This window comes from Paractinoplanes ferrugineus (assembly GCF_016862195.1).
In the GTDB taxonomy this organism is placed as follows: domain Bacteria; phylum Actinomycetota; class Actinomycetes; order Mycobacteriales; family Micromonosporaceae; genus Actinoplanes; species Actinoplanes ferrugineus.
The window spans coordinates 326811-349235 of record NZ_BOMM01000012.1; the positions used below are offsets into that span (position 1 = coordinate 326811).

General features: G+C 65.9%; 25 protein-coding genes and 4 tRNA genes. 12 read left to right on the forward strand and 17 right to left on the reverse strand.

Annotated features, from left to right (window positions below; all coding sequences use genetic code 11):
• Nucleotides 1-389 precede the first annotated feature (389 nt).
• The 12 genes from Afe05nite_RS09450 to Afe05nite_RS09505 all read right to left on the reverse strand — a co-directional run bounded on the left by Afe05nite_RS09450 (nt 390) and on the right by Afe05nite_RS09505 (nt 8148).
• Nucleotides 390-1088 carry a hypothetical protein gene (locus tag Afe05nite_RS09450; protein ID WP_203816588.1) on the reverse strand — a complete coding sequence of 233 codons (699 nt, stop codon included), beginning with the start codon at nt 1086-1088 and terminating at the stop codon, nt 390-392.
• Entirely contained in the window at nt 1085-1885 is an 801-nt protein-coding gene (locus tag Afe05nite_RS09455) for an ATP-binding cassette domain-containing protein (RefSeq protein WP_203816589.1), read from the reverse strand. The genes Afe05nite_RS09450 and Afe05nite_RS09455 overlap by 4 nt, the downstream gene beginning before the upstream one ends.
• A 67-nt stretch (nt 1886-1952) precedes the next feature.
• On the reverse strand, nt 1953-2663 hold the full coding sequence (gene rplA / locus Afe05nite_RS09460) for a 50S ribosomal protein L1 (protein WP_203816590.1): 711 nt from the start codon (nt 2661-2663) through the stop codon (nt 1953-1955).
• A 67-nt stretch (nt 2664-2730) separates the two neighbouring features.
• On the reverse strand, nt 2731-3444 hold the full coding sequence (gene nusG, locus Afe05nite_RS09465) for a transcription termination/antitermination protein NusG (RefSeq protein ID WP_203816591.1): 714 nt from the start codon (nt 3442-3444) through the stop codon (nt 2731-2733).
• A 24-nt stretch (nt 3445-3468) separates the two neighbouring features.
• Entirely contained in the window at nt 3469-3849 is a 381-nt protein-coding gene (gene secE / locus Afe05nite_RS09470; RefSeq protein WP_203816592.1) for a preprotein translocase subunit SecE, read from the reverse strand.
• Between the two features lie 104 nt (nt 3850-3953).
• Nucleotides 3954-4026: transfer RNA gene (locus Afe05nite_RS09475), tRNA-Trp, on the reverse strand.
• A gap of 111 nt (nt 4027-4137) precedes the next feature.
• A complete protein-coding gene (locus Afe05nite_RS09480; protein WP_203816593.1) occupies nt 4138-4527 on the reverse strand; it encodes a MaoC/PaaZ C-terminal domain-containing protein in 390 nt (129 codons plus the stop codon).
• The gene (locus tag Afe05nite_RS09485) at nt 4524-4982 is read right to left on the reverse strand and encodes a MaoC family dehydratase N-terminal domain-containing protein (protein WP_203816594.1); all 459 of its coding nucleotides are present in this window, start codon (nt 4980-4982) and stop codon (nt 4524-4526) included. Before Afe05nite_RS09485 ends, Afe05nite_RS09480 begins: the two co-directional genes overlap by 4 nt.
• 83 nt (nt 4983-5065) lie before the next feature.
• The gene (gene rpmG / locus Afe05nite_RS09490) at nt 5066-5233 is read right to left on the reverse strand and encodes a 50S ribosomal protein L33 (protein ID WP_184953737.1); all 168 of its coding nucleotides are present in this window, start codon (nt 5231-5233) and stop codon (nt 5066-5068) included.
• A 104-nt stretch (nt 5234-5337) separates the two neighbouring features.
• Nucleotides 5338-5410: transfer RNA gene (locus Afe05nite_RS09495), tRNA-Met, on the reverse strand.
• Nucleotides 5411-5457: 47 nt separating this feature from the next.
• Nucleotides 5458-5530 (reverse strand) — tRNA-Thr (locus Afe05nite_RS09500).
• Between the two features lie 89 nt (nt 5531-5619).
• The gene (locus tag Afe05nite_RS09505; protein ID WP_203816595.1) at nt 5620-8148 is read right to left on the reverse strand and encodes a putative bifunctional diguanylate cyclase/phosphodiesterase; all 2529 of its coding nucleotides are present in this window, start codon (nt 8146-8148) and stop codon (nt 5620-5622) included.
• Between the two features lie 462 nt (nt 8149-8610).
• Here Afe05nite_RS09505 and Afe05nite_RS09510 point away from each other — a divergent pair, with 462 nt between their 5' ends.
• The gene (locus tag Afe05nite_RS09510) at nt 8611-8943 is read left to right on the forward strand and encodes a hypothetical protein (RefSeq protein WP_203816596.1); all 333 of its coding nucleotides are present in this window, start codon (nt 8611-8613) and stop codon (nt 8941-8943) included.
• Between the two features lie 7 nt (nt 8944-8950).
• Here the strand turns inward: Afe05nite_RS09510 and Afe05nite_RS09515 are convergent, their stop codons facing one another.
• The 4 genes from Afe05nite_RS09515 to Afe05nite_RS09530 are packed head-to-tail and all read right to left on the reverse strand — an operon-like array spanning nt 8951 to nt 11253.
• Nucleotides 8951-9754 (reverse strand): sulfurtransferase, encoded by an 804-nt coding sequence (locus Afe05nite_RS09515; RefSeq protein WP_239117671.1) that lies wholly within the window; start codon nt 9752-9754, stop codon nt 8951-8953.
• A gap of 9 nt (nt 9755-9763) precedes the next feature.
• A complete protein-coding gene (locus Afe05nite_RS09520; RefSeq protein ID WP_239117672.1) occupies nt 9764-10396 on the reverse strand; it encodes a LysE family translocator in 633 nt (210 codons plus the stop codon).
• Nucleotides 10397-10419: 23 nt separating this feature from the next.
• Nucleotides 10420-10728: a hypothetical protein gene (locus Afe05nite_RS09525; protein WP_203816597.1), complete on the reverse strand. Its 309-nt coding sequence runs from the start codon at nt 10726-10728 to the stop codon at nt 10420-10422.
• 30 nt (nt 10729-10758) lie between these two features.
• A complete protein-coding gene (locus Afe05nite_RS09530) occupies nt 10759-11253 on the reverse strand; it encodes a YajQ family cyclic di-GMP-binding protein (RefSeq protein ID WP_203816598.1) in 495 nt (164 codons plus the stop codon).
• Between the two features lie 147 nt (nt 11254-11400).
• Between Afe05nite_RS09530 and Afe05nite_RS09535 the strand changes: the two genes are divergently transcribed.
• From Afe05nite_RS09535 to Afe05nite_RS09560, 6 genes are all read left to right on the forward strand, one after another.
• Nucleotides 11401-11481, forward strand: a tRNA-Tyr gene (locus Afe05nite_RS09535).
• 241 nt (nt 11482-11722) lie between these two features.
• The gene (locus tag Afe05nite_RS09540; RefSeq protein WP_203816599.1) at nt 11723-12208 is read left to right on the forward strand and encodes a DUF4265 domain-containing protein; all 486 of its coding nucleotides are present in this window, start codon (nt 11723-11725) and stop codon (nt 12206-12208) included.
• A gap of 116 nt (nt 12209-12324) precedes the next feature.
• Nucleotides 12325-12882, forward strand: coding sequence for a Uma2 family endonuclease (locus Afe05nite_RS09545; protein WP_203816644.1), 558 nt, complete (start codon nt 12325-12327; stop codon nt 12880-12882).
• Between the two features lie 500 nt (nt 12883-13382).
• On the forward strand, nt 13383-13814 hold the full coding sequence (locus Afe05nite_RS09550) for a DUF4365 domain-containing protein (RefSeq protein ID WP_203816600.1): 432 nt from the start codon (nt 13383-13385) through the stop codon (nt 13812-13814).
• 93 nt (nt 13815-13907) lie between these two features.
• Nucleotides 13908-15056: a hypothetical protein gene (locus Afe05nite_RS09555; RefSeq protein ID WP_203816601.1), complete on the forward strand. Its 1149-nt coding sequence runs from the start codon at nt 13908-13910 to the stop codon at nt 15054-15056.
• Nucleotides 15057-15248: 192 nt separating this feature from the next.
• Complete coding sequence (locus Afe05nite_RS09560) at nt 15249-15800, forward strand: DUF6414 family protein (RefSeq protein ID WP_203816602.1); 552 nt, start codon at nt 15249-15251, stop codon at nt 15798-15800.
• Nucleotides 15801-16140: 340 nt separating this feature from the next.
• On the opposite strand, the gene Afe05nite_RS09565 is transcribed toward Afe05nite_RS09560, so the two are convergent.
• Nucleotides 16141-17160 (reverse strand): aminoglycoside phosphotransferase family protein, encoded by a 1020-nt coding sequence (locus Afe05nite_RS09565; RefSeq protein WP_203816645.1) that lies wholly within the window; start codon nt 17158-17160, stop codon nt 16141-16143.
• On the opposite strand from Afe05nite_RS09565, the gene Afe05nite_RS09570 reads away from it, so the two are divergent.
• The 5 genes from Afe05nite_RS09570 to Afe05nite_RS09590 all read left to right on the forward strand — a co-directional run.
• On the forward strand, nt 17107-17688 hold the full coding sequence (locus Afe05nite_RS09570; RefSeq protein WP_275407457.1) for a tyrosine-type recombinase/integrase: 582 nt from the start codon (nt 17107-17109) through the stop codon (nt 17686-17688). The two genes, Afe05nite_RS09565 and Afe05nite_RS09570, sit on opposite strands and share 54 nt — an antisense overlap.
• An 816-nt stretch (nt 17689-18504) precedes the next feature.
• On the forward strand, nt 18505-19164 hold the full coding sequence (locus Afe05nite_RS09575; protein WP_203816603.1) for a hypothetical protein: 660 nt from the start codon (nt 18505-18507) through the stop codon (nt 19162-19164).
• A complete protein-coding gene (locus tag Afe05nite_RS09580; protein ID WP_203816604.1) occupies nt 19161-19472 on the forward strand; it encodes a hypothetical protein in 312 nt (103 codons plus the stop codon). Before Afe05nite_RS09575 ends, Afe05nite_RS09580 begins: the two co-directional genes overlap by 4 nt.
• A gap of 546 nt (nt 19473-20018) precedes the next feature.
• Nucleotides 20019-20501: a chromosome partitioning protein gene (locus Afe05nite_RS09585; protein WP_203816605.1), complete on the forward strand. Its 483-nt coding sequence runs from the start codon at nt 20019-20021 to the stop codon at nt 20499-20501.
• 32 nt (nt 20502-20533) lie between these two features.
• The coding region (locus Afe05nite_RS09590) for a P-loop domain-containing protein (RefSeq protein ID WP_438867862.1) at nt 20534-22425 on the forward strand (1892 nt) is incomplete at its 3' end.

The following is a 22425-nucleotide window of genomic DNA, read 5'->3' on the forward strand; positions in this document are numbered from 1 at the left end:
GTGCTCAGAACCACTGGCCTGGAGAAGGAACCAAGAATGAGAAACGCCCCGGCGCAGGGCGCACGGGGCGGAACAGGCTCAAAACATGAGCCAGATTCACGAACCGTTCTCCCCTGCGCGGGTCGCCCGCATCCGGCGGGACCTTCGACCGCGACCTCCGTCATTGCTGACGGCGATTGCGGCGACCAGCGGTCTATGGGTGAAACTTCAATAACGGAGAATACGCGGTCTCGACCTCACCGCCAAATCGGGCCCGTTCCTGCCACGCGCGCAAAGCAGCCACACCCGTGGAGCACGCCCGGCCCCCTGGCAGAGGTCGTGACTCAGGACCCGCCGACGACGCGGCATTCCGCCCCTCCAGGAGCGCCGGCGACGCAGCCCGCCGCCCTTCAGGAGCGCCGGCGACGCAGCCAGCCGTAGCCGGCGAAGGCGACCGCGCACCAGGCCGTGGCCCAGGCGACGAGCAGGACGATCGTGCCCGCCGGTGGGACGCCACTGCCGGTCGGCGGTAACGCGTCGGCAAGCTCCCGGGCGGTCGCCATCACCGGCGGGACCAGCCAGGGGGCCCAGGAGCTGGACAGCCCGAGGACCACTACCAGGACCGCGGCGGTGATCAGCACCGTCACGCCCAGCCGGACGCTGCCCGTCACCGCCCGGCTGGCGAGCGCGCCCACCGCCACCGCCGGCGGCACGGCCAACAGGTGCGCCAGGACGCCCAGCAGCATGCCGCTGGCCAGTTCCTTGTTCGGGTCGATGCCGTGGAACAGCCAGGGGGCGGCCATCGCCGCCGCGCCGACCACCAGGGCGACCACGAGAGCGGCCAGGAGGCCGCCGGTCGCCTCGCGAGCCGGGCCGACCGACAGCCGGGCCAGTCGGCGCTGCACATCGGGCTCGGTGTCGAGCAGCAGCTTGGTGAGCCACGCCAGGACCGGGAACAGGGCGGCGGCCGAATAGCCGTAGGCGACCGCAGCCGGGGATGCTCCCCCGCCGTAGATCACGCCCAGCTCGACGAGCACGGCGATCAGCGGGGCCAGCGCCCGGCCGCCCCGGACGAAGCCCGCTATCCGCATCCACACCAGGGCGCTCAACGGGGCTTCCGATCCGCTCGCGCCCTCGGGTCGCGGCCTGGCTCGGCGATGACGGGCGCACCCCGTACATCAGCATCTGGATCTTTCACCCGCAGCACCCGGTGGCCGGCGGCACGCAGCTCGGCCACCGCCTGGGTCGCCTCCGACCGGCGGACCGCCAGTTCGACGATGACCTCGCCCTCCGGTGTTTTCTCGGGCGACGGTTGCAAACCGTGCTCGGAGACCGTCCAGTGGATCGCGCCCGGAAGCGCGGTGATCTCGCCTCGATGGTCGCTGACCAGCACGATGCCGCCGGCGTGGGTCACCTCGGCGACGATTTCCGGGATCAGCGTGCGCGCGACCGCGTCGAGGCCTTCCCACGGTTCGTCGAGAACCAGCAGACCCGGCGGGAGCAGCAGGGCCTGGGCCAGACCGACCTTCTGCGCGGTGCCCTTGGAGAGGTCGCCGAGGCGGGTCGCGGCGTGCTCGGTGAGCAGGAGGCGCTCGATCCAGCGGTCGGCCGCGTGCGGGTCGGTGACGCCGCGGACCAGGGCCATGCGACGCAGGTAGTCGCCGGCGGTGAAAGGCTGATCGGCGGGGAAACGCTCGGGGACCCAGCCGACGATCGCCGGACGGTCGCTGACCCGGCCGCGGACCGGGCGCAGGACCCCGGCGGCGAGCTGAAGGAGAGTCGACTTGCCGGCGCCGTTGCGGCCCAGGACCACGACCGTCGCGCCGGGCTCGACCGCCGCGCCGATGTCGCGCAGCGTCCAGGCGGCCCGCCTCGCATATCGGAACCAGACACCCTCGAAGCGCACGGCGGAAGCCTGCCACAAAGAAGGCCCCCGGGTTGTCCCCCGGGGGCCTGCTTGAACAGCTTTCGAATCAGGCCTCGGCGCCCGTGAAGCCCTTCACGATGTTCGGGTCGACCGGAACGCCCGGGCCCATCGTGGTCGTGAAGGTGACCTTACGGAGGTACTTGCCCTTGGCCGCGGACGGCTTGGCCCGCAGGACCTCGTCGAGCACGGCGCCGTAGTTGTCGGCCAGCTGAGCCTCGGAGAACGAGGCCTTGCCGATGATCAGGTGCAGGTTGGAGTGCTTGTCCACCCGGAAGGTGATCTTGCCGCCCTTGATCTCGTTGACCGCCTTGGTGACGTCCATCGTGACCGTGCCGGTCTTGGGGTTCGGCATGAGACCACGCGGGCCGAGGATGCGGGCGATCCGACCGATCTTGGCCATCTGGTCCGGGGTCGCGATCGCGGCGTCGAAATCGAGCCAGCCACCCTGGATGCGGGCCACCAGCTCGTCGGTGCCGACCTCGTCGGCGCCGGCCGCCACGGCCTCTTCCGCCTTGGGGCCCTGGGCGAAGACGATCACGCGGGCCGTCTTGCCGGTGCCGTGCGGCAGGTTGACCGTGCCGCGGACCATCTGGTCGGCCTTACGCGGGTCGACACCCAGCCGCATCGCAACCTCGACGGTCGCGTCGAACTTGGTGGCGCTGCTTTCCTTGGTGAGCTTGATCGCCTCAGCCGGCTCGTAGAGCTTGTCGGCGTCGATCTTCTCCATCGCGGCGCGGTACGCCTTGCTGCGCTTCACTTCGCATTACTCCTGTGGTTGATGGCGGGGCTCCGCGTTTCGGAAGCCCCTCCCACTGACTTGCTTGTCAGATCTTGGTGACCTGGTTGAAGTTGAGCTCCACCGGCGTCTCACGACCGAAGATGGAGACCAGAACCTTCAACTTCTGCTGGTCCGCATTGATTTCGCTGATCGAGGCCGGCAGCGACGCGAACGCGCCGTCGGTGACCGTGACCGAGTCGCCCACCTCGAAGTCGAGGACCTTGATCTCGGGCTTGGCCTTCTTCTCCTCGGTCTCGACCGCCGGGGCCAGCCACTTCAGCACCTCGTCGAGGGAGAGCGGGGCGGGCCGGTCGACCCGGTCGGTGGCGCCCACGAAGCCGGTCACACCGGGCGTGTTGCGCACACACGAGTAGGACTCGGGAGACAGATCCATCCGGACCAGGATGTAGCCCGGGAAGACCTTGTTGTTGACCTGCTGGCGCTTGCCGTTCTTGACCTCGACCTCTTCGCGGGTCGGCACCTCGACCTGGAAGATGAAGTCCTCCATGTCGAGGGACGTGATCCGGGTCTCGAGGTTGGTCTTGACCTTGTTCTCGTAACCGGCGTACGAGTGCACGACGTACCAGTCGCCGGGCGCGTAGCGCAGCTTCTGCCGCAGCTCCTGCACCGGGTCGAAGTCTTCGTCGTCCTCGGCGGCCGGAACGGCGGGGGCGGCCTCAACCGACTCCTCAGCGTCCGCCGTGGCCACCGACGACTGCTCGTCGACGGACTGCGCGGTCTCGTCGTCGTACTCAGGCACGCTCGCTCACTTCCAGGTAAAGGTTTACTTGCCGCCGAACGCCCAGAGGATGCCCTTACCGAACCCGTAGTCCAGGACAGCCACGATGGCGGTCATGATCGTCACGAACACGACCACGATCGTCGTGTAGGTCAGCAGTTCCTTGCGGGTCGGCCAGATGACCTTACGCAGTTCGCTGACGACCTCACGGAAGAACCCACCGATGCGACCGAAGAAGCCCGACTTGCGGGTCTCCCTCTTGGCCTTGGGCGCGTCACCCTTGGTCCGCTCCTTGACGGCGGCACCGCCACGGCCTACCGGCTCGTCAGCGTCGTCGTCGTCAGCCACGTCCTCGGCGACGGCATCGTCGAAGACCTCGTCGTCGGCCGGGTCGCCGGCGTCACCGGGTCGGTTCCTCTCGGCCATGCCGCCCTACTTCCGTGTCGGTGGTGGTGGACCCCCGTCGGCGCTCGATCCGGCGCGGGGGTCGTGCGGACCGCGCACCGGGCGGGCACGTCAGGAGAGTTACGCAGGGGTGACAGGACTTGAACCTGCAGCCTGCGGTTTTGGAGACCGCTGCTCTGCCAATTGAGCTACACCCCTGTGCGAGGCGGTTTGTCCTGATCGAAATCTGCTCCGCGCAGGATCGCTCAGGGGGTCACTGCCCCACGGCTGACGAGTGTACGGGTTCACACCCCGTTCGCCCAACCCGCCCTACCGCTTACGCACCACGGCTTGCGCCAGGGACAGAACTTTCTCGCCCCGGCAGGTCGCCGTCAGTGCCAATTTCGTGTGCCCCTCATCGGTCTGACCTCGCTCGGAGACCGTCACGACGACTTCGGTGCCCTCATCGGTGTCCGGGACCGGAACCGGGCGCGCGAAGCGCACGCTGAGCTCCACGACCGCGTCCGGGGCGCCGGCCCACGCCGTCACGGTCCGGCTGACCAGAGCCATGGTGAACATGCCGTGGGCGATCACGCCGGGCAGGCCGACACCGGTCGCGAAACGCTCGCTCCAGTGGATCGGGTTGAAGTCACCGGAGGCGCCGGCATAGCGGACCAGATCGGCCCGGGTGACCCGATAGGTGGTCTCCGACGTGGTCACGCTACGTCCTCCTTGCCGCGCTGGACGAGCTTGGCCCAGACCGTCACTACCGTTTCGCCGGCCTCGGTACGCACGTCGCTGCGGGTGGTCATGAAGTCGTGGCCGCCCCGGGAGGTGATGTCCTCGACCGTGTTCACACACACCAGCGCGTCGCCGGCCACGATCGGGCGGGCGTAGGCGAACTTCTGGTCGCCGTGCACCACCCGGGTGTAGTCGATGCCCAACTCCGGGTCCTCGACGATCTGCTGGTGGCTGGAGGCCATCGTGAGCACGATCGGGAAGGTCGCCGGGGCGATGACGTCGGGGTAGCCGATCGCGCGGGCCGCCTCCGGGTCGTGGAACTCCCGGTCGGTGGCGCCGATGGCGCGGGCGAACTCGCGGATCTTCTCCCGCCCGACCACATAGGGCTCGGTGGGCGGATAGCTTCGTCCGACGAAAGATTGGTCCAGGGGCATGCGCACAAACTACTCCGCAGGCCCCGCAGACAACTCTGCGCCGCCCATCGGTTCGACGGACGGCGCAGGTGGAACGCTTCGGGTCAGCGAGTCTCGCGGTGCAGGGTGTGCTTCCCGTCCCGGGGGCAGAACTTCTTCAGCTCAACGCGGTCCGGGTCGTTACGGCGGTTCTTACGGGTGATGTAGTTCCGCTCCTTGCACTCCGTACACGCCAGGGTGATCTTCGGACGGACGTCGGTCGCCTTGGCCACGGCAAGGTGCCTTCCTGCTCACAGGGTTACTTAACGACCTAACAGAGTACGTCCTCGGTCGGCCGATCTGCAAAATGGGACCCTTGAAGGGGTCCCGTCGCAAGTAGCGGTGGCCGGACTTGAACCGGCGACACAACGATTATGAGCCGTTTGCTCTACCAACTGAGCTACACCGCCGTGCCAGGCTCTAGTTCTGCGCCTGCGGCGGGGAACCAACCCGGTAGAGCCCCCTTACGGAATCGAACCGTAGACCTTCTCCTTACCATGGAGACGCTCTGCCGACTGAGCTAAGGGGGCCTGCGCGCGATCTCTCGCTCGCTTGAGAAAGCTTACACAACCCGTGCCCGGGGGAGAAATCGACTCCCCCACTTACCGAAAACCGCTGGTCAGATGACCGCTCGAAGGCGGCGGACCTCGCCCGTCGGGGTCGTCTCGGGCTCGGTGCGAGCGTTGAACCAGGCCTCGAGCCGCTCATAGGGCAGCGGACGGGAGAACAGGTAGCCCTGACCGATCTCACAGCCCATCTCCTCGAGCAGGTCGAGGGTCAGCTCGCTCTCCACCCCCTCGGCCACCACCGTCAGGCCGAACTCGCGGGACAGGCTCACGACCGCCCGTACGATCGCCAGGTCGCCCGAGTCGGTGGCCATGCCCTGTACGAAGCTGTCGTCGATCTTCACCTCGTGCACCGGCCACTGCCGCAGATAGGACAGCGACGAGGCACCCGTGCCGAAGTCGTCCACACTGAGCCGGACGCCCAGATCGCGCAGGCGATAGAGGGTGGGCAGCACCCGTTCGACGTCGCCGAGCATGCCCGGCTCGGAGATCTCGAAGGTGACCTGGGCGGCCGCCACCCCGTTCGCCGTCAGCAGCGCCTCGACCTGATCGGGGAAGCGCGAGTCGAGCAGGGTGCGGACCGAGAGGTTGACCGCGATCGACAGTGGGCGGTCGGCGTCGGACCACTCCCGGCAGCGCCGCAGGCCCTCGCTCAGCACCCGCTCGGTGAGCTTGGCGAGCTGGCCGGTGTGCTCGGCGACGGCCACGAAATCCTCCGGGGCCACCTCGCCGTGCGTCGGGTGCTGCCAGCGGGCCAGACACTCCACCCCGACCAGATGACGGTCGGCCAGCGTGACCTTGGGCTGGAAGTAGACGTCGAGCTCGTCGTTGTCGAGGGCCTTGCGCAGATCGGCCGCGATCCCCAGCCGGCGGACGGCTCGGGACTCCAGGGCCGGGTGGAACAGCTGCACCCCGTACGGCAGCACCTTGGCCGCGTTGGCGGCCAGTTCGGCCCGCTGCAGCAACGTCTCCGGGTCCGCGCCGTGGTCGGGGTAGACCGCGACACCCACCGCCGTGTCGACGTCGAGGGTGAGCTTTCCGACCGTCATCGGCCCGCGCATCTGCTCGCGCATCTCGGTGGCCAGCTCGACGGTCGCGTCGGTGCTCTCGGCCCGCAGCGTGACCACGAACTCGTCGCCGCCGATCCGGCCGACCAGGGCGCCCGGCCCGGCGATGCCCCGAAGCCGCTCGGCCACCTCGGCGAGCAGCTCGTCGCCGGCACCGTGGCCCATCGACTCGTTGACGTCGCGCTGGCCGTCCACATCGAAGAGCAGCACCACGACGACCTCGTCCTCGGCGCGCACCTTCACCGACTCGGCGAGCGCGTCGATGACCCGGCGGCGGTTGGGCAGGCCGGTCAGCCGGTCGTGGTAGGCGTCGTAGCGCAGTCGCTCGACCAGCCGGGAATTCTCCACCGCGACCGCGGCGTGCGCCGCGACGGTTTCGAGCACCTGCACGTCGGCGTCGCGGAACGTCCGGGTGTCGCCGATCCGGTTGATCACCTCGAGGCTGCCGATCGTCGTGCGACCCGACCGCAGCGGCACCACCACCACGTCCTTGACCTTGGCCGCCTGCAGGTTGGGCAGCAGGTCGGCGGCGGAGCGCAGCCGGGGGCCGACGGCGACCGTCTGCCCGTCGGTGATCGATCGCTCGCGCACCGCCGACGGTGTGATCGACAGGTCGAGCAGGCCCTTGTTCTCCACCCGGGCGGTGAGCAGCAGCTCCGGGTAACGGCCCTGGGGGGCAAGCCACAGCGTCGCGTATTCCGCGCGCATCAGGGCCCGGACCCGGCCGAGCAGCACGTCGGGCAGGCTCGCGTCGGTGCCGGCCTCCCGGATCGCCTGCGTCAGCTCGTAGACCTCGGCGAGCGTGCGGTGCTGGCGGAAGAACTCGGCGAGCGAACGCAGCACCAGAACCATCGCCGAGGCGAGGACCAGCAGCAGGAGCGTGGCCCACCAGGTGCTGGCGAGGGCGACGATGAAGACGAGGCCGACGATGACGTTGATGCTGGCGATCAGCGCCGGCGCCCAGAGCGCGCTGAGAACGTCCTGACCGGCTCGGATGCCCTGCACCAGGCTCATCACCGCGGCCAGGCAGAAGACCTCGAAGAACCACTCGACGGCCACGGCCGTGAACAGGATCGCCCAGGTGCCGGGCCCGGCCCCGCGAATGTCGGGGAGCGCGGCGACCACGAGCACGGCCACCGAGGCGCCGGCCGCGGCCTTGGCGACGTTGAACCACATCTTCGTGGTCGGCGTCGCGGCGCGGAGCTGGCACACGACCATGGCCAGCGTGACGACGCTGATCATCATGGGTGGCGACAGGAAATACAGCGCCAGAACGAACGGGACCTCGGTCAGCGCCACCTTGAAGACGCTGCGCCCGACCACGAAATTGAGCACGCCGATGTCGGCGGCGATATAGAGCACGAACGCGAGCAGGCCGGCCAGCCAGGCCTCATACCAATCCGGATGAGCCACCCAGAACGATGCCAGGCAGATCAGCGCGAAGATCGCTAGAGGATTGGTGACCAGCCACGCGTATTGCGCAGAGCGACGCCGCGCCGTAGAACGCCCAGCCATAGTGCTCCCTTGCAGGTCAAGGCGGTGCTACAGCGTTGCTGCGAGTCGTCTGCAGTTACTCCCAGGTGATGAGGCTTGAACTTTCCACCGCGGCGGGAGCTGCGCTTCCTTGGTGCGCCCCAGCCGCATTGCCGACCCCACCGACGACAGCGGCGAGGACGAAAACCAAGCCGACGAAGTGGCCCAGTTTCCTTGTGAACATCTTCGGCTCCTGCGTTTCTAGAGATGTACCCGTGGGGGGTCACATGATGGTGCCACACCAGGTGTGCGATGGGCAGTGTGCACGAGAGACTCGGCGACCCACATACCTAAATCCTGACCGAACGGCTGAGGTACCGGGCCGGTTTCACCCACCAAAATTGACGGCTTTCTGCCGGATTTAGGGCCTTAAGTGAGGGCATTTCACCTCTGCTTCGTCAAGATCACTTGACGTCAAGGGCGCCTGACGGACAGAGTGGGGCCATGGCGGCGTCACCGGACGAACTGGAGCGACAGCACACCCTCTCGACCGCTACAACGCGGTACGACGAGCTGAGGATGCGGGACGCATTGGCCGCGATGGCCGGTGAGAACGACGGCAACTCCCCGCCCCTGAGCCAGGAGGAAGCGCTCGAGATGCTGGCCCTCAGCGAGGTGGTCATCCGCAAGGCCGGTTATGGCCGGCAGTCGATGGTGCGCTCGGCCCGCAACGCCGGTGCCTCGTGGACGCTCATCGGGTCGGCGCTGGGCAGCAGCAAGCAGGCCGCCTGGGAGTCCCACTCCCGATGGCTGGAGGAGCAGGGACTCTCCTCCTAGGACCGGACTAGGAGCCGACGGCCGCGGGCCGGTCGGTGGCGCTGTACTGCGACCACGAACCCGGGTAGAGCCGGCCGGGCGCGAAGCCGGCCCGCTCCAGCGCCAACAGGTTGTGGCACGCGGTCACCCCGGAACCGCAATAGGACACGACCTCCGTGTCACCGGTGACCCCGGCCGCCTCGAACCGCTCACGCAGCCGATCGGCCGCCAGCCACCGGCCGGCCGCGTCCACGTTTTCCCGGCAGGGCACGCTGCGGGCGCCCGGGATGTGCCCCGGCCGCGGGTCGATCGGCTCGGACTCACCGCGGAACCGCTCGGGCTGGCGCGCGTCGATCACCACAAAGGAGCCCGACCCGGCGTCATCGATGTCGGCCAGGCGGCCCGCCGGCCAATCACCTGCGGTGAAAGTCGCCCGGGGACGCTCCGGCACGGTGGTCTCGAGCTTTCCGGTGTACGCGGTGAGGCCGCCGTCCAGCAGAGCGGCGTCGTGCCCGAGAGCGCGAAGCATCCACACCAGCCGGGCCGCCATCACGCCACCCGCGTCGTCGTACGCAATGATCGTGTCGTCGTCGCCGATGCCCAGCTCGGCCATCCGTTCGGCGAAGGCCGCGGCCGCCGGCAGCGGATGCCGGCCGTCAGCCGGCCCGCCGTGCGCCGCCAGATCGTGATCCATGTCCACGAAGACGGCGCCGGGCAGATGGCCCCGCTCGTAGGCCGCCCGGCCGGAGCGGCCGTCCAGGTAGTACCTGACGTCGGCGAGCACCATGTGCTCGTCGACCTGGGCCAGCTCGACCACCGGTTCGATCACCACGGCACCACGTTATCGGCTCACCAGACCGAGTTTGAGTCCGAACCCCAGCAGGACGGCGCCGGTGCTGCCGTCCACCGCCGTGCGCACCCGCCGCCGGGCGAGACGGCCGCGCAGCGCCCCGGCGCCGAGGATGATCGCGGTGAACCAGAGAATGCCCTCCAGATCGTGCACGAGGGCGAGCAGGACGCCGACCAGCAACGGGGATTCGCCGGCCGGGATGAACTGGGGCAGCACCGCCACATAGAAGGCGCCGACCTTGGGGTTGAGCAGATTGGTGAGAAGCCCTCGCCCGAACGTCGACCAGAACGTCGCCGTCTGCACCTCGCCGCCCACGCTGACATCTGATTTGTCACGGAATGCGGCCCAGATCAGCTTTACGCCCAGATAGACCATGTAGCCGGCACCGACCACCCGCAAGATCGTGTACGCCACCTGCGAGGCCGTGAGCAGCGCCGACACCCCGACAGCGGCGGCCGCACCCCAGGTGAGGGCACCCGCGCCCACCCCGAGGGCGGTCGCGAAAGCCGGCCCGCGCCCCATCGTCACGGCGGCGCGCAGCACCAACGCCGTGTCCAGCCCCGGCGTGATCGTCAACAAGGCGCCCAGTACGGCGAACGACAGAACGGCGTGTGTCAGCTCCACACGCCGTTTCTAGTCGCTACTGCTCAATGCTTGCCACTGCTTATCTGCCGGCGACCCCGCGGCCGGAACCGGACCAGGGCGAAACCGACAAGCACGAGCGCCAGGATCGTCGTCACCACGGTGATGACGCCGCCCCGGACGGCCGTGCCGACCACCACCAGGCTCAGGCCGGCACCGAAAAGCAGGTGATAGAAGCCGGCGTCACGGGCCGTGCGGAACGTCCGCAGGGTCGGCTCCGGTGCGCGCCCGGTGAACAGGACCCCGGCCCCGAACGCCACCAGCGCCAGCCCGGCGACCCCGCCGACCAGCATGGTCCACGTACTGGTGCTCATCGTCCCAGTCTGCCGCCGGGCGGCTCGCGATCAGCGGTAATTCGTGAACTGGAGGGCCACGCCGAAGTCCTCCGCCTTGAGCAGCGCGATCACGGCCTGCAGATCGTCCCGCTTCTTGCCGGTGACCCGCAGCTGGTCGCCCTGGATCTGGGCCTGCACGCCCTTGGGCCCCTCGTCGCGGATCTTCTTGCTGATCACCTTGGCCTTGTCGGTCTCGATCCCCTCGATCACCTTGCAGTCGATCTTGTAGGTCTTGCCCGACTGCCGCGGCTCACCGGCATCCAGCGACTTCAGCGAGATGTTCCGCTTGACCAGCTTCTCCTTGAACACGTCGAGCGCCGCCGTAGCCCGCTCCTCGGTCTCCGACGTGATCGTCATGCCGTTCTCGCCCGACTTGGCGATGCTGGTGCCCGTGCCCCGGAAGTCGAACCGGGTGCCAAGCTCCTTCTCCGCCTGATTGAACGCGTTGTCGACCTCCTGACTGTCGACCTTGCTGACGATGTCGAAGGACGGGCTTGCTGCCATGATCAGACTCCTGCGGCTGTCGTACGTCGATGGATTCGGAGGCAACGGTCCCGCGCCCCGACATGCCGACCGTACCCGGTTGCGTACCGGCCCCGCGGTACGGCTATTCTGTTGTCCGCTGCGGCGAGAGATCCTGCAGCAAGCCCAGGCGGGTTGCCCGAGCGGCCAATGGGAGCGGACTGTAAATCCGTCGCGAAAGCTACAGAGGTTCGAATCCTCTACCCGCCACAGACATTGAGAACGGCCCCGGTACCAGCGGAAACGCTGACCGGGGCCGTTCTCGTTGTGATCTAGCAAGTCCGGCAAGATCCGGCCGCCTACGACCCTCTACGGGAACATGGCGGGAACACGCTGGGGCCAAGATCCGGCTTTCGGCGCCGCCTGCATCGGGACTCCCCGTGGCGTCCGCCGGCGTCTCGCCGAGCTGCGCGAGCCGACTCGGCCGCGGGCTCCGCGGAGAGGAATTGCGATGCATCAGCAAGCCAAGTCCGATCTCGTGCGGGTGCTCTTCTCCTTGGACGTGGACGAAGACGGGTGGCCGCCGGTAAGTGCGGAGACGATGTGGGCAAGGGTCCTTTCACCCGACCGAGTTGAGATCGACAACGTGCCGTTCTTCGTCCGCGGCCTCTCCTCCGGCGATGAAGTCCGCGTCGTGCGTGACGATGACGGCATGCTCGTGGGCACCGAAGTGATCGAGTGGGCGGGTCACTGCACCGTGCGAGTGGTCCCGTTCCCAGGCGGCCCGCTCGCAGGTAACCTTCAACGGGTCCTGGACGCCTTCGCCCCACTGGGCATCACCGGTGAGGGAATCGAGCACTTCGGTCTCATCGCGCTGGACATCCCACCCGACGCCGACCTCCAGGCCGTCATCGGGCTTCTGCGCTACGGGTTCGAAGAGGGCTGGTGGGACTACGAGGAAGGCAACGTCAGCGAGGACTGGCGCTCGGCTGGATAGCTTCTCTGTACTACTCACGCCAGCGTGCCGCTTTCCAGGGACGCCATGCCGCCTGAGGTGCCGTACCGTGAGCGGAAGCATCTTCTTATAAACCGTTGCTGGAGGTGACGTCGTCGATGAGCGTGGGAGTGGTTGACCACGTCGGTCCATGGACTGAGGACGAGTATTTTGCGCTCGGCGAGACGACGGACCGGATCGAGCTCATCGATGGGAGCCTGGTGGTGAGCCCCGCGCCGAGCATGAGCCATCAGCGCCTCTCCCGCCGCCTGGCGAACGCCCTGGAGGACGGCGCCGAGCCGGCCGGGCTCTTCGTCTACGAGGCGATCAACGTCCGGTTGAACACCGGCCGCATCGTCATTCCCGACCTGGCTGTGGTGGATCAGGACGAGGAGGCCGTCACGGCAGACGTTTCCCGGGTGCTCCTGATCGGTGAGATCGTTTCGCCGAGCAACGCCGCCATGGACCGTGTGCTCAAGATGCAGCTCTACGCTGCTGCCGGCATCGGGTCGTACCTCCTGGTCGAGCACGAGGCACCAGACTCGCTGACGCTGCGACTCAACCGTCTCGATGGCCAGCACTACGTCGAAGAAACCGTTGTGAAGACCGGCGCGAGCCTGACCTCCGAGTATCCGTTTCGGTTCGAACTCGACACGCGGTCTCTCGTTCGTCGCTGACAGCTACAGCCACCGTCAGCGCCGATCATCCTCGGCCGGCACCACCTATTCGAGGGCAAGCCGCGAAGCGGCGCGGCAGCAACTTAGGCCTCGCCCCGGGACCGCCGACACCCAAAAATTTCGCCTCAGCGGACGATGTAAAGCAGCAAGGTCCCGCCTGGCAGGCTGGCGACTCGGCTCTAGCGGTGGAGCGATGCCTTCTCTTACATGAGGGCTCCTGGGCTTCGTCCTCGACCTCAGTTCCCTGCGTAGTGGCTTGACCCTGTTTCAGCCCATCGGCCGGTGCGCCGGCCGATGCCGGGCGAAGCCCGCCAGCAGGCCGAGCGCATCCGGCCAGCGCCGCGCTTGCGCGGCGCCTTGATCCGGAAGAGGGCGATTCGGCAATACCAGCGCGTTGAAGATCCCCCGAAGCGGTGGTTTCGGTTGGAAACTTAGCCCGATCTCGCACCGCGCGACTGAGCACCTACCCTCAGTTGTCAATATCGACGATGATGTGCGGCATGGCGATCCCAAGTCAGCCGAGTCAACCAGATATCGCTACATTGGGTGCAAATGGTTCTAAAGCCCGCTTCGGCGTAGCCTACCTTCGCTCCATATGCAGTCAGGCTGGCGTGGGTTTTACGGAGACGTCCATCGATGAGGATGTCCTCGCGATCGACGGCAAGGTGGAGTTCGGCGTGGCTGATGCACGCGTACAGGTGAAGTGCACTGGTCGTTTCCGGATCAATGGCGGCGGGACCGCAACTTGGCCTGCAGACGACAGCTGGTGGAAGAAGTGGCATGCGTGCAAGGTGCCCGTCTACTTCGTGCTTCTCGTTCTGGATCCTGATGAACAAGAGCAATGGCTAAACACCTGCCAGACGGAACGTTGCATCGCGCGGCCGGTTTCTGGGTTCGAGTTGACCAGATGCCGCAGGCCTCAGGAATTGTAGTGCCGAAACATCAGCGCCTAACTGCGGACACGCTACGCGACTGGGCCGCCGACGTTGATGCTTGCTTCGGTTTAGAACCGCAAGGCGGCCTCAATGTCCGATGAGCAGACGATTCCCACAGCCAACCAACTCCGGTCTTATCTTCGTTTTAATGGCTGGGCTGAGCAAGCGCCTGGCCCTTCTGGTTCCATATGGACTCGAGAAAATTCCCGTATTGGCGTTCCTGTGGATTCCGACGAAGAATTGCTTTCGGGAGCGCTCAAGAGACTCGCTTTTGCTGAGCGCCGAGATCCTGCCGACGTCGCCTCCAACGTCAAGTACCTCTTATTCGACATTACCCAACTTCGCGCCGACAGCGACTCACGCTATGCTGACACCATTCCGCTTGAAACCGGCGCAAAGATCGTTTCGTCCGCGCGAAAGATGTTCAGAGCATCAGCCACAACCGCAAGGTGGGAACGCGCCCATATAGGCTCCAACTACTCGCGGTATGGCGATGAAATTGTTCGTCGAGCTCTGATGGGACATACCAAGCGAGGATCATACATTATCCCGGTCTTGATGCCATTGCCAGAACCGGACGAGCCTGACAGGCATCAGCCATACCTGAGACAGGACGAAAACGACCATGTCGAATTCCACCGGGCTCCTTCTGAACCCTTCGAACGCCGTGTTGTGCGAACGTTCGCCCAATCTATGCAGGCTCTTCGGGAGATAATTGTCAAACCTGCCCAAGAGCCGCGTTCAGCGCAGGTGCATGAACTTGTCTATCGCGGGGTGAGCCGAGAATTCTGCATGGCGCTTGCCGGTATTCTCGGCCAGCGTTCCGTTGCCGATTTTGAGGCGGCAGTCGACTGGGCCCCGGCCGTCCCCTCCCCTACAACCATGCCACGTAGTGTTTCCATTGAGGCGGAGGCTGAAGACTTAGTCGCCAAGGTTGCAGAAAAACTCAGACAGCAGAAAGTCGATCCGAGCCAAGTATTTTCCGGAACCATTGTTCAGTTGCGCCACGAAAGCCAGGATGATCCTTTCGGCGAAATCGCGGTATCTACAGTCCGCCAAGGGAAGTCGTCGGAGATACTCATTCGATTGCCAATAGAGCTTTACCGTGACGCCTGGCGGTGGCACGACGAAGGGCGGGCCATCTTAGTTGAGGGGACTGTGAGGCGTGCACCAGGCAAGCCGCTCCGTGTCGATAATGCGTTGCGCTTCCACCCGGTGGATGCAATGTTCCTAACTTAAAAATAGTCGGCGAATTGCCAGCAAGTGCATCTCCAGCTAGTCCGTCGTTCTGCCCTCGGGGCCCGTAGGACTCACCCGAACGATGCAGGACGCGCCTTTAGGCCACAAAAATCCTCACAGTTCATCAACGAGCGAAAAGTTACTCGGAAATTTTCTAATAGATTTGTCACGGGACGTGCGCAGTGTGGCGGAATGAGCAACATCACTCTCAGATTAGGGGCGAATGCGCTTCGTGAATTAATATATGTAGACACCGATAAGGTGCGATCGCTTCTTTCCCAGCGAGAGGGAGGCGTCACAGAGGATCAACGTGTCACGGAAAAGAGGCAAGGAGCATTTGCGGGTGGAATTCCCAAAGTAGCCAGTCGTGAGCAGATGTGGGGCACGGAGGAAAGCACGCAGCGCTCCCTCGCCGATGCCGTGTTCCCGCAACTCGAAGAGTCTCTAACGGCGGAGGGTTACCTCTCTGACATCTCGCAGGAGGTCAGTGGGATCACTCCCGATTCCTTTGATGTATTTAAAGACCACTATCCGCCTGGATCTTTTGTCCGCATCACCGCGGCCGCCAGGCTTTTCGATGCGCGATATGCAGCAAACGCTTTTGCCGGATTCGCAACTGCGGCGGATGGCGTATCAGGGATTGATTCTGGCCCCCCAGACGGCAGGAACTGGTTCGCAAAGGAATGGGCCCAGGGTAAAATCTCAAAAAGCCTCACAGGCGACGGCCCCAGACGGTTCTCTTGAATCGTTAATTCCTGATTTTGATCACACCAAAATTGCTGGCCTTCCCGCGAGTCAGCTACGGGCCTTTGTTAAGATTGCACGCGGTGTGTTCCATCCAGGCTTTCACCTTGCGATGGCTCCCGCGGGGGAGGGTGGCGTGAGTATCACTGCGCGACTGCAAGAGGATCGCAGATTCCTTGATAGTGAACCGGAAATTCTTTTCTCGCGATACGGCGTCGGCGAGCAGAAGTGGACGATCGTCGGAACAATTGGCGCCTACTCACCTGGCGCTGACTACGCCCACCAAACGGTTGATATCACGCGTAGCACGGGAGCCGTTGATAGGGGAAGAGTTGCTCAGTTACTCAACGAATTCATAACGCTCTTGGGCACGCTTGGATTCGCTGACCAGCCGCAGCATCCCGGATTTTCGGTAGTTCCCTTCGCGGTATATCGGCCTATCTTGCCGACCGGTGGCATGCAGATCGACGTACGTGACTAATGCTAAGCGATTTTTTATTGCACCGCCGCCTGCCGGGGCCGCTCCTACTGATCCGAAATTGGACCGCCAACTAAACGCGTGGGCCTGCGCGACTGCTGTCCAGGCATGAAGTCGCTCCGCCGCGACTTGCGCTAGATCGGCGATTCGGGCTACGAGCCTCGGCGAACTGCGGACCCGAATGGCGAGCACCGCGACATCGTAAGTGTGTTCGCCGGCCATGCCGCGTGGGTCGATGTACATCCAGTGGTGTGGGCCGTTGGCGATGATGTTGCCGCTGGAGGCGTCTCCGTGGCAGAGGCCGGGAAGGTGATCGCTAGCTAGGTCGGTCAGGAGACCGAGTGCGGCTTTGCGCTCACCGACTGGCGCGACGGTGGTGCCGGGGCGTAGTTCGGTGAGGTTGTCGTCTTCAAGGCGGCCTCGGAGCCAGTCCAGCACTGAGGGCATGCCCGGGAGCGGGGCCGGCTGGCCCCGCATCATCGCCAGCGGTGCGAAGAGCGCACGCGGGTTGACGGTCGCCGGGTCGGTCTGGCTGAGCGGGGTTCCCGGCAGGACCCGGTCGGCGACGGTCCAGGTTCCGTGTTCGGCGACGACAGTTTCGTGAACTCGGGGAGCGGCGCCCAGGTCGGCGAGTGCGACGGCAACGGCTGCCTGGTCGCGGCCGCGTGGGTCTGGACTGCTGCGGAGTACGAGTGGGCCGTCCGGGGTGTCGACCGCGGCGAAGAATCCGTAGCGGGCCTTCAGGATGCCGCGCGGGGTGGGCCCGGTATCGCTCGCAGAGAGTTCGGAACTCTTCTTGGACCTTGGCCGCCCATACGTCCGCCACGTCTGGCCAGCGGCGCTGAACGTTGGCCAGCACGTCGGCCGGCAGGGTGTGCGGATCGGTCATCGGTGCGACTTCACGGAGACACGGTGCAGCGCATCAGCGATGTCCTCCATCGACCCGATCACTATGTCGACTCCGGCTGCGGTGAGCCGCTCGTGCTTGCCGGGTTTGTTGGCGTACGTGGTCTCAAGCACCGGGCTCGCCAGGACACTCGCGTGGTTGCGATTCCGCCCCAGCAGGTCGCCCTGCTGCATCACCACATCACGGAGTACGGCACGGCTCCCGATGGCCGGCTCTTCCGCGGCCTGCACGGTGGTCCCCTCTCCGAGTCGGTCTACGCCCGGTGGTGGAAGCTGGCCCGGAAAGTGGCGTTCACTTCGCACCAGGTCGCCTCGCCTCTGGCGAAGCGTCCATACGACCTTCGTCACGCCGCAGCCTCGCTCTGGCTGAACGCAGGCGTCCCGGCAACCGAGGTCGCCCGGCGACTCGGGCACCGCGTCGCGGTGTTGCTCCGGGTCTACGCCAACTGCATCGACGGCGGCGAGGATGGCGTCAACGATCGCATCCATAACGCACTCAGGTAGCGTGCAGTTCCGGTAACTTCTGGACCTTGTCGGTCGCGATCTTCCATTGATCGGGACGACTCCTCGTTCGAGCCTCAACTCGCCAAGTCCTGGACGGTACAAATTGGCCCGTAACCAACAGAGCGAAACCCGATGTTCTCGCGTCCCCCTTAGTGACCACACGAAGCGTCGCCTATGGTCCGAATCGGGAGGCTACTGCGCCAATCCGGCCTGCGAGATCGCCCTCTTCGACACCGACAATAGTGTCGATTTTGCGGAAATGGCGCATATTATCGCAGCATCTGAAGGCGGGCCACGCGACGACGAAGGTGCGACCCTGACTGCGGATGAGCGAGCGAACTCAGATAATGTGGTTGTACTCTGCGCAAATTGCCACACTAAAGTAGACAAGGTTCCAGGGAGCTACCCCGCCACGCTACTTCACTCTTGGAAAAGTAGACATCAAGATGAACTACGCCGCGCTTTTGGAACTTCCGAATTCGCTGACAGGAAATCCGCGCGTGCATTCATCGAGCCCTTGCTGGAAGAAAACCGTGCGATATTCCTAAGATACGGCCCTGCGGACGGTGTTTTCTCTGAGGCTCGCGCTAGTCAGTGGATCCGACACGCCAAGGGGACGATCATACCCAACAACGCCAGGATAAAGCGCGCGCTACAAAGAAACAACGCACTACTCGGCCCGAGCGAGCGTCGTGTCGCCGAGGAATTCTCAATTCACGCCCTGGAATTCGAGGAGCGCCACTTGTTCGATGATTGGACCGCCGGCTCTAGCCGTTTTCCGACCGGAATGGATGACGTCCTCCGAGGAGACGTGCGGTGACTATGCGGGATTGGGCGGCCGGAAAGCTCCGAGAGGACGGGTATCCCACCGTCATGCCAGTGGGCGAGCACGGTTTACAGGTCGACCGCAAGACGCTACCGCCAGCCTTCGTCTACTGCGTGGAGAGAAAGGGTAATCTCTCTTTCACTGCCAGAGATTTGGATGACGCGATCCGCGAAATGCCAACGGCCCAGGCATTCCTTCTGATAAAGCGTTCCGCCGATGGCAGCGCCTACGAGATGGCAGAGGCTCGTGGCGTCCTCCTTACTCGCATGGGTGACTTGAAGGGAGCCCTCCTCCGGAGTCCGAGGATCTCCGAATACGTCAGCTCCGAACAGCAGTACGTTCGCAATAGGCTCAACTCAAGTTGGCACGTCGCAAATACACGGCGTTGCGGCGAGTTCACCTATGAGGTCAGCCGTAAGGGTGGCCTTAGACCGCTCGTCGCAATATTTTACGCTGACTACGAGCTAACCTCAGACAGCGTCTACTCACTCTTGGCAGCAGAGCCTCGTGTATCAATTAATGCAATCGTAAACACCAATCCTAGTTGCCGCGGGTTCGCGTCCGAGGTCTACGAGGCCGGAAAAGTATCCAATACAAGGATCCTGCTCCTACCAGATTTCCTAAAGAGCTTGGGTCAAGAATGGACATGATCGATCGCTGGCCACACCTTCGGGCACTCCACAGGCAGTTGAGTAAATATCCATCCGTCGAGGCTTGGATATTCGGCTCAGCCCTAGTATCGCCCATTCCGAAAGACATCGACGTATTACTCATGTACAGCAACCGGGACGACATCAAGGCACTTCGCGAAGCCGACTACTGGGGTGACTACGTTCCACCAATCCACATCATTGCTATGACCCACAGCGAGGAGATGCACTACCGCTTCAAGACCGTAACTAGGGCCGTGCGGTTGCTACCGGCAACGGGACTGCAAGCAGGCAGGACGGGAACATGACGGGGACATACCCGCGACGGCTACCCATCGCCGACTAGATGCGCAGGTCGGGTCGTTGTTGATCTTGGTTTCAGGTGTTCACTGCGAATCCGTCGCGAAAGCTACAGAGGTTCGAATCCTCTACCCGCCACCAGGTGCGAAAAGAGGCCCTTGACCAGTGCGAATGCTGGTCGAGGGCCTCTTTTGCGAGTCTCACTTGATCTCGCTCAGAACCGTGTGATCTCACTCGTTACGGCGAATACGCGGCAAAGTTTGGTCAAGATCTTTTCGGCTCGGTCCGGCGGACGGTTTATCTCCGGCAGCTGACTGCCCTGGGTGGTTGCGGGCGTAGGCGCTGAGGCCCGGGGTCACCGAAGTGCGGATCGCCCGGTGGAATCCCACGACGCTGCTGCAGGGCTCCACCGGGATGGGTCCGCGGGTGGCGGCGGGGCGTGTTGATTATCGACGTCGCGGTCGGGCTGTTCGGGGGACGGCGGGTGGCGGCCAGCTCGGTACGGTGGTGCGGGTCTGGTCCACAGTGGGACGAACTGTTCGGGGAGGCGCTGGATGCCGGTGGTGGAGGCTTCGGTGGTCGCTGGGATGGTGATCGCGTGGGCGGTACGCAAGGCGCGCCGGGCTGCGGGCCGGGTGGACGAGACGGTCGACGCGGCGATCGACGTGGGCGCGGACCGGTTGCATGACGTTGTGCTGGCCAGGCTGGGAGAGCCGGTGCGCGAGGATCTCGCGCAGGAGGCAGCGGGTGAGTCGGGGCAGGTCAGCGAGTTGACGCGCCAGCAGGTCGAGTTGGCGGTGGCGGCAGCGGCGCGCCGAGACGAGGCGTTCGCCGCGACGGTTACTGATCTGCTGGCGCAGTTGCGGGCGGCGGGCACTCAGGTGCTGGCCGCGCCGGGGTCGACGGTGTTCACCGGCGAGGTGACCGCGACCGCGTACGACGATGCGACGGCGATCGGGCAGGCCGGCACCGTCAATATCGGCGACCGGCGCCGGGAGGATCCGGACCCTCACCGGCCGGGTCGGCCCGGCCACTGACCGGACCCGGCGACGACGGCGCTCCTGATGGGGTGCCGGGGTGGCAGGCCCCCTCGGGGCCGGGCGGTCTCGGGCACGGTGTGCAGGGCGGCGTCGGGATCGGTGCGGCTCGGACGGTGAACGTGTTCCTGTCCGGAACAGGGCCGCTGGTGCCGCCACGGTCGGCGTACCTGGCGCAGGTCCGCCGGATCGCCCCGCCCCGGTTGGCGGAGAGGGACGCGGAGCTCGCGGAGTTGGCCGGGTTCTGCCTGCAGGAGCAGCGGGGACCGTATGTGTGGTGGCAGGCGGGCCCGTGGGCTGGCAAGTCGGCGTTGTTGTCGACGTTCGTGCTCGACCCGCCGGCGGAGGTCCGCTCAAGGGTGCAGGTGGTGGCGTTCTTCATCACCGCCCGGCTGGCCGGCTCGGACACCCGGGCGGCGTTCGTCGCCGCGGTGAGTGAGCAGTTGACCGCGTTGACCGGGCAGCAGCCGCCCGCAGTGCTCGATGAGGGGTTGCGTGAGGCGTGGCTGCTGAACCTGCTCGCCGAGGCGGCGATGGCGTGCCGGGAGCGCGGGGTGCGGCTGGTGTTGCTGGTCGACGGCCTGGATGAGGACCGCAGCACGGCCGGCGGCGAGCACGCGCACAGTATCGCCGGGCTGCTCCCAGCCGATCCGCCGGCCCGTATGCGGGTGATCGTGGCGGGGCGGCCGAACCCGCCGGTCCCCGACGACGTGCCGCACTGGCATCCGCTGCGTGATCCGGGAATCGTGCGGCGACTGTCCGCGTCGACGTACGCGCGAGATCTGCAGCGCCTGGGCCAGTCCGAACTCAGACGCCTGTTGACGGGTAGCCCGGTCGAGCAGGATCTGCTGGGCCTGCTGGCCGCGGCTCGTGGTGGTCTCTCCGGGCCCGATCTGCGGGAGTTGACCGGCGCCGGGCTGGTAGTCATCGAGGGCGTGCTGCACACCGTGGCCGGGCGGACCTTCACCCGCCGCACCGCCGAGTGGGATCCGGACACCGGGCCGGAGGTGTATCTCCTCGGTCACGAGGAACTGCAACAGGCCGCCACCAGCTATGTCGGCGAGGCCCGGCTGACCGACTACCGTCTGCGCCTGCACGCCTGGGCCGACACCTACCGCGCCGCCACCGATGGTCGACCGCCGTGGCCGCCCGGCACCCCGGAATACCTGTTACGCGGCTACCCCCGCATGCTCAGCGCCGTCGGTGCGGTGTCCCGTCTGGTCGACCTGGTCACCGACCCGGACCGGCACAACCGGATGCTCGACCTGACCGGCGGCGACGCCGCCGCCCTCGTCGAGATCACCACCTGTCAGGACCTCGTCCTGGCAGGACCGAACCCGGACCTTGAGGCGATGCTGCGGCTGTGTGTTCGCCGCGATAACCTCACCGGCCGCAACAGCAACATCCCCACCGATCTGCCGGCCGTCTGGGCCACCTTGCACCAGCCTTCCCGAGCTGAAGCCCTCGCCCGCTCGATCACCGCACCGCGCCAGCAGACCTGGGCGCTGGCCGCGGTGGCGCGGGCGGCCGCCGCGGCCGGGGATGTCGTGCGGGCCGAGAGCGTGGCCCGCTCGCTCACCGACCCGGCGCAACAGGCACTGGTGCTGACCGCGGTGGCCCGGGCGGCCGCGACCGCCGGCGACGCCGACCGGGCCGGCGCGCTCGCTGACCGGGCCGTGAGCGTGGCGCGCTCGCTCACCGACCCGGCCCAGCAGGCACTGGTGCTGATGGTGGTGGTCGGTGCGGTCGTGGCCGGTGGCGATGTCGTGCGGGCCGAAAACGTGGCCCGCTCGCTCACCGACCCGGCCCAACAGGCACTGGTGCTGACCGCGGTGGCCCGGGCGGCCGCGACCGCCGGCGACGCCAACCGGGCCGGCGCGCTCGCCGACCGGGCCGAAAGCGTGGCCCGCGCCATCACCGATCC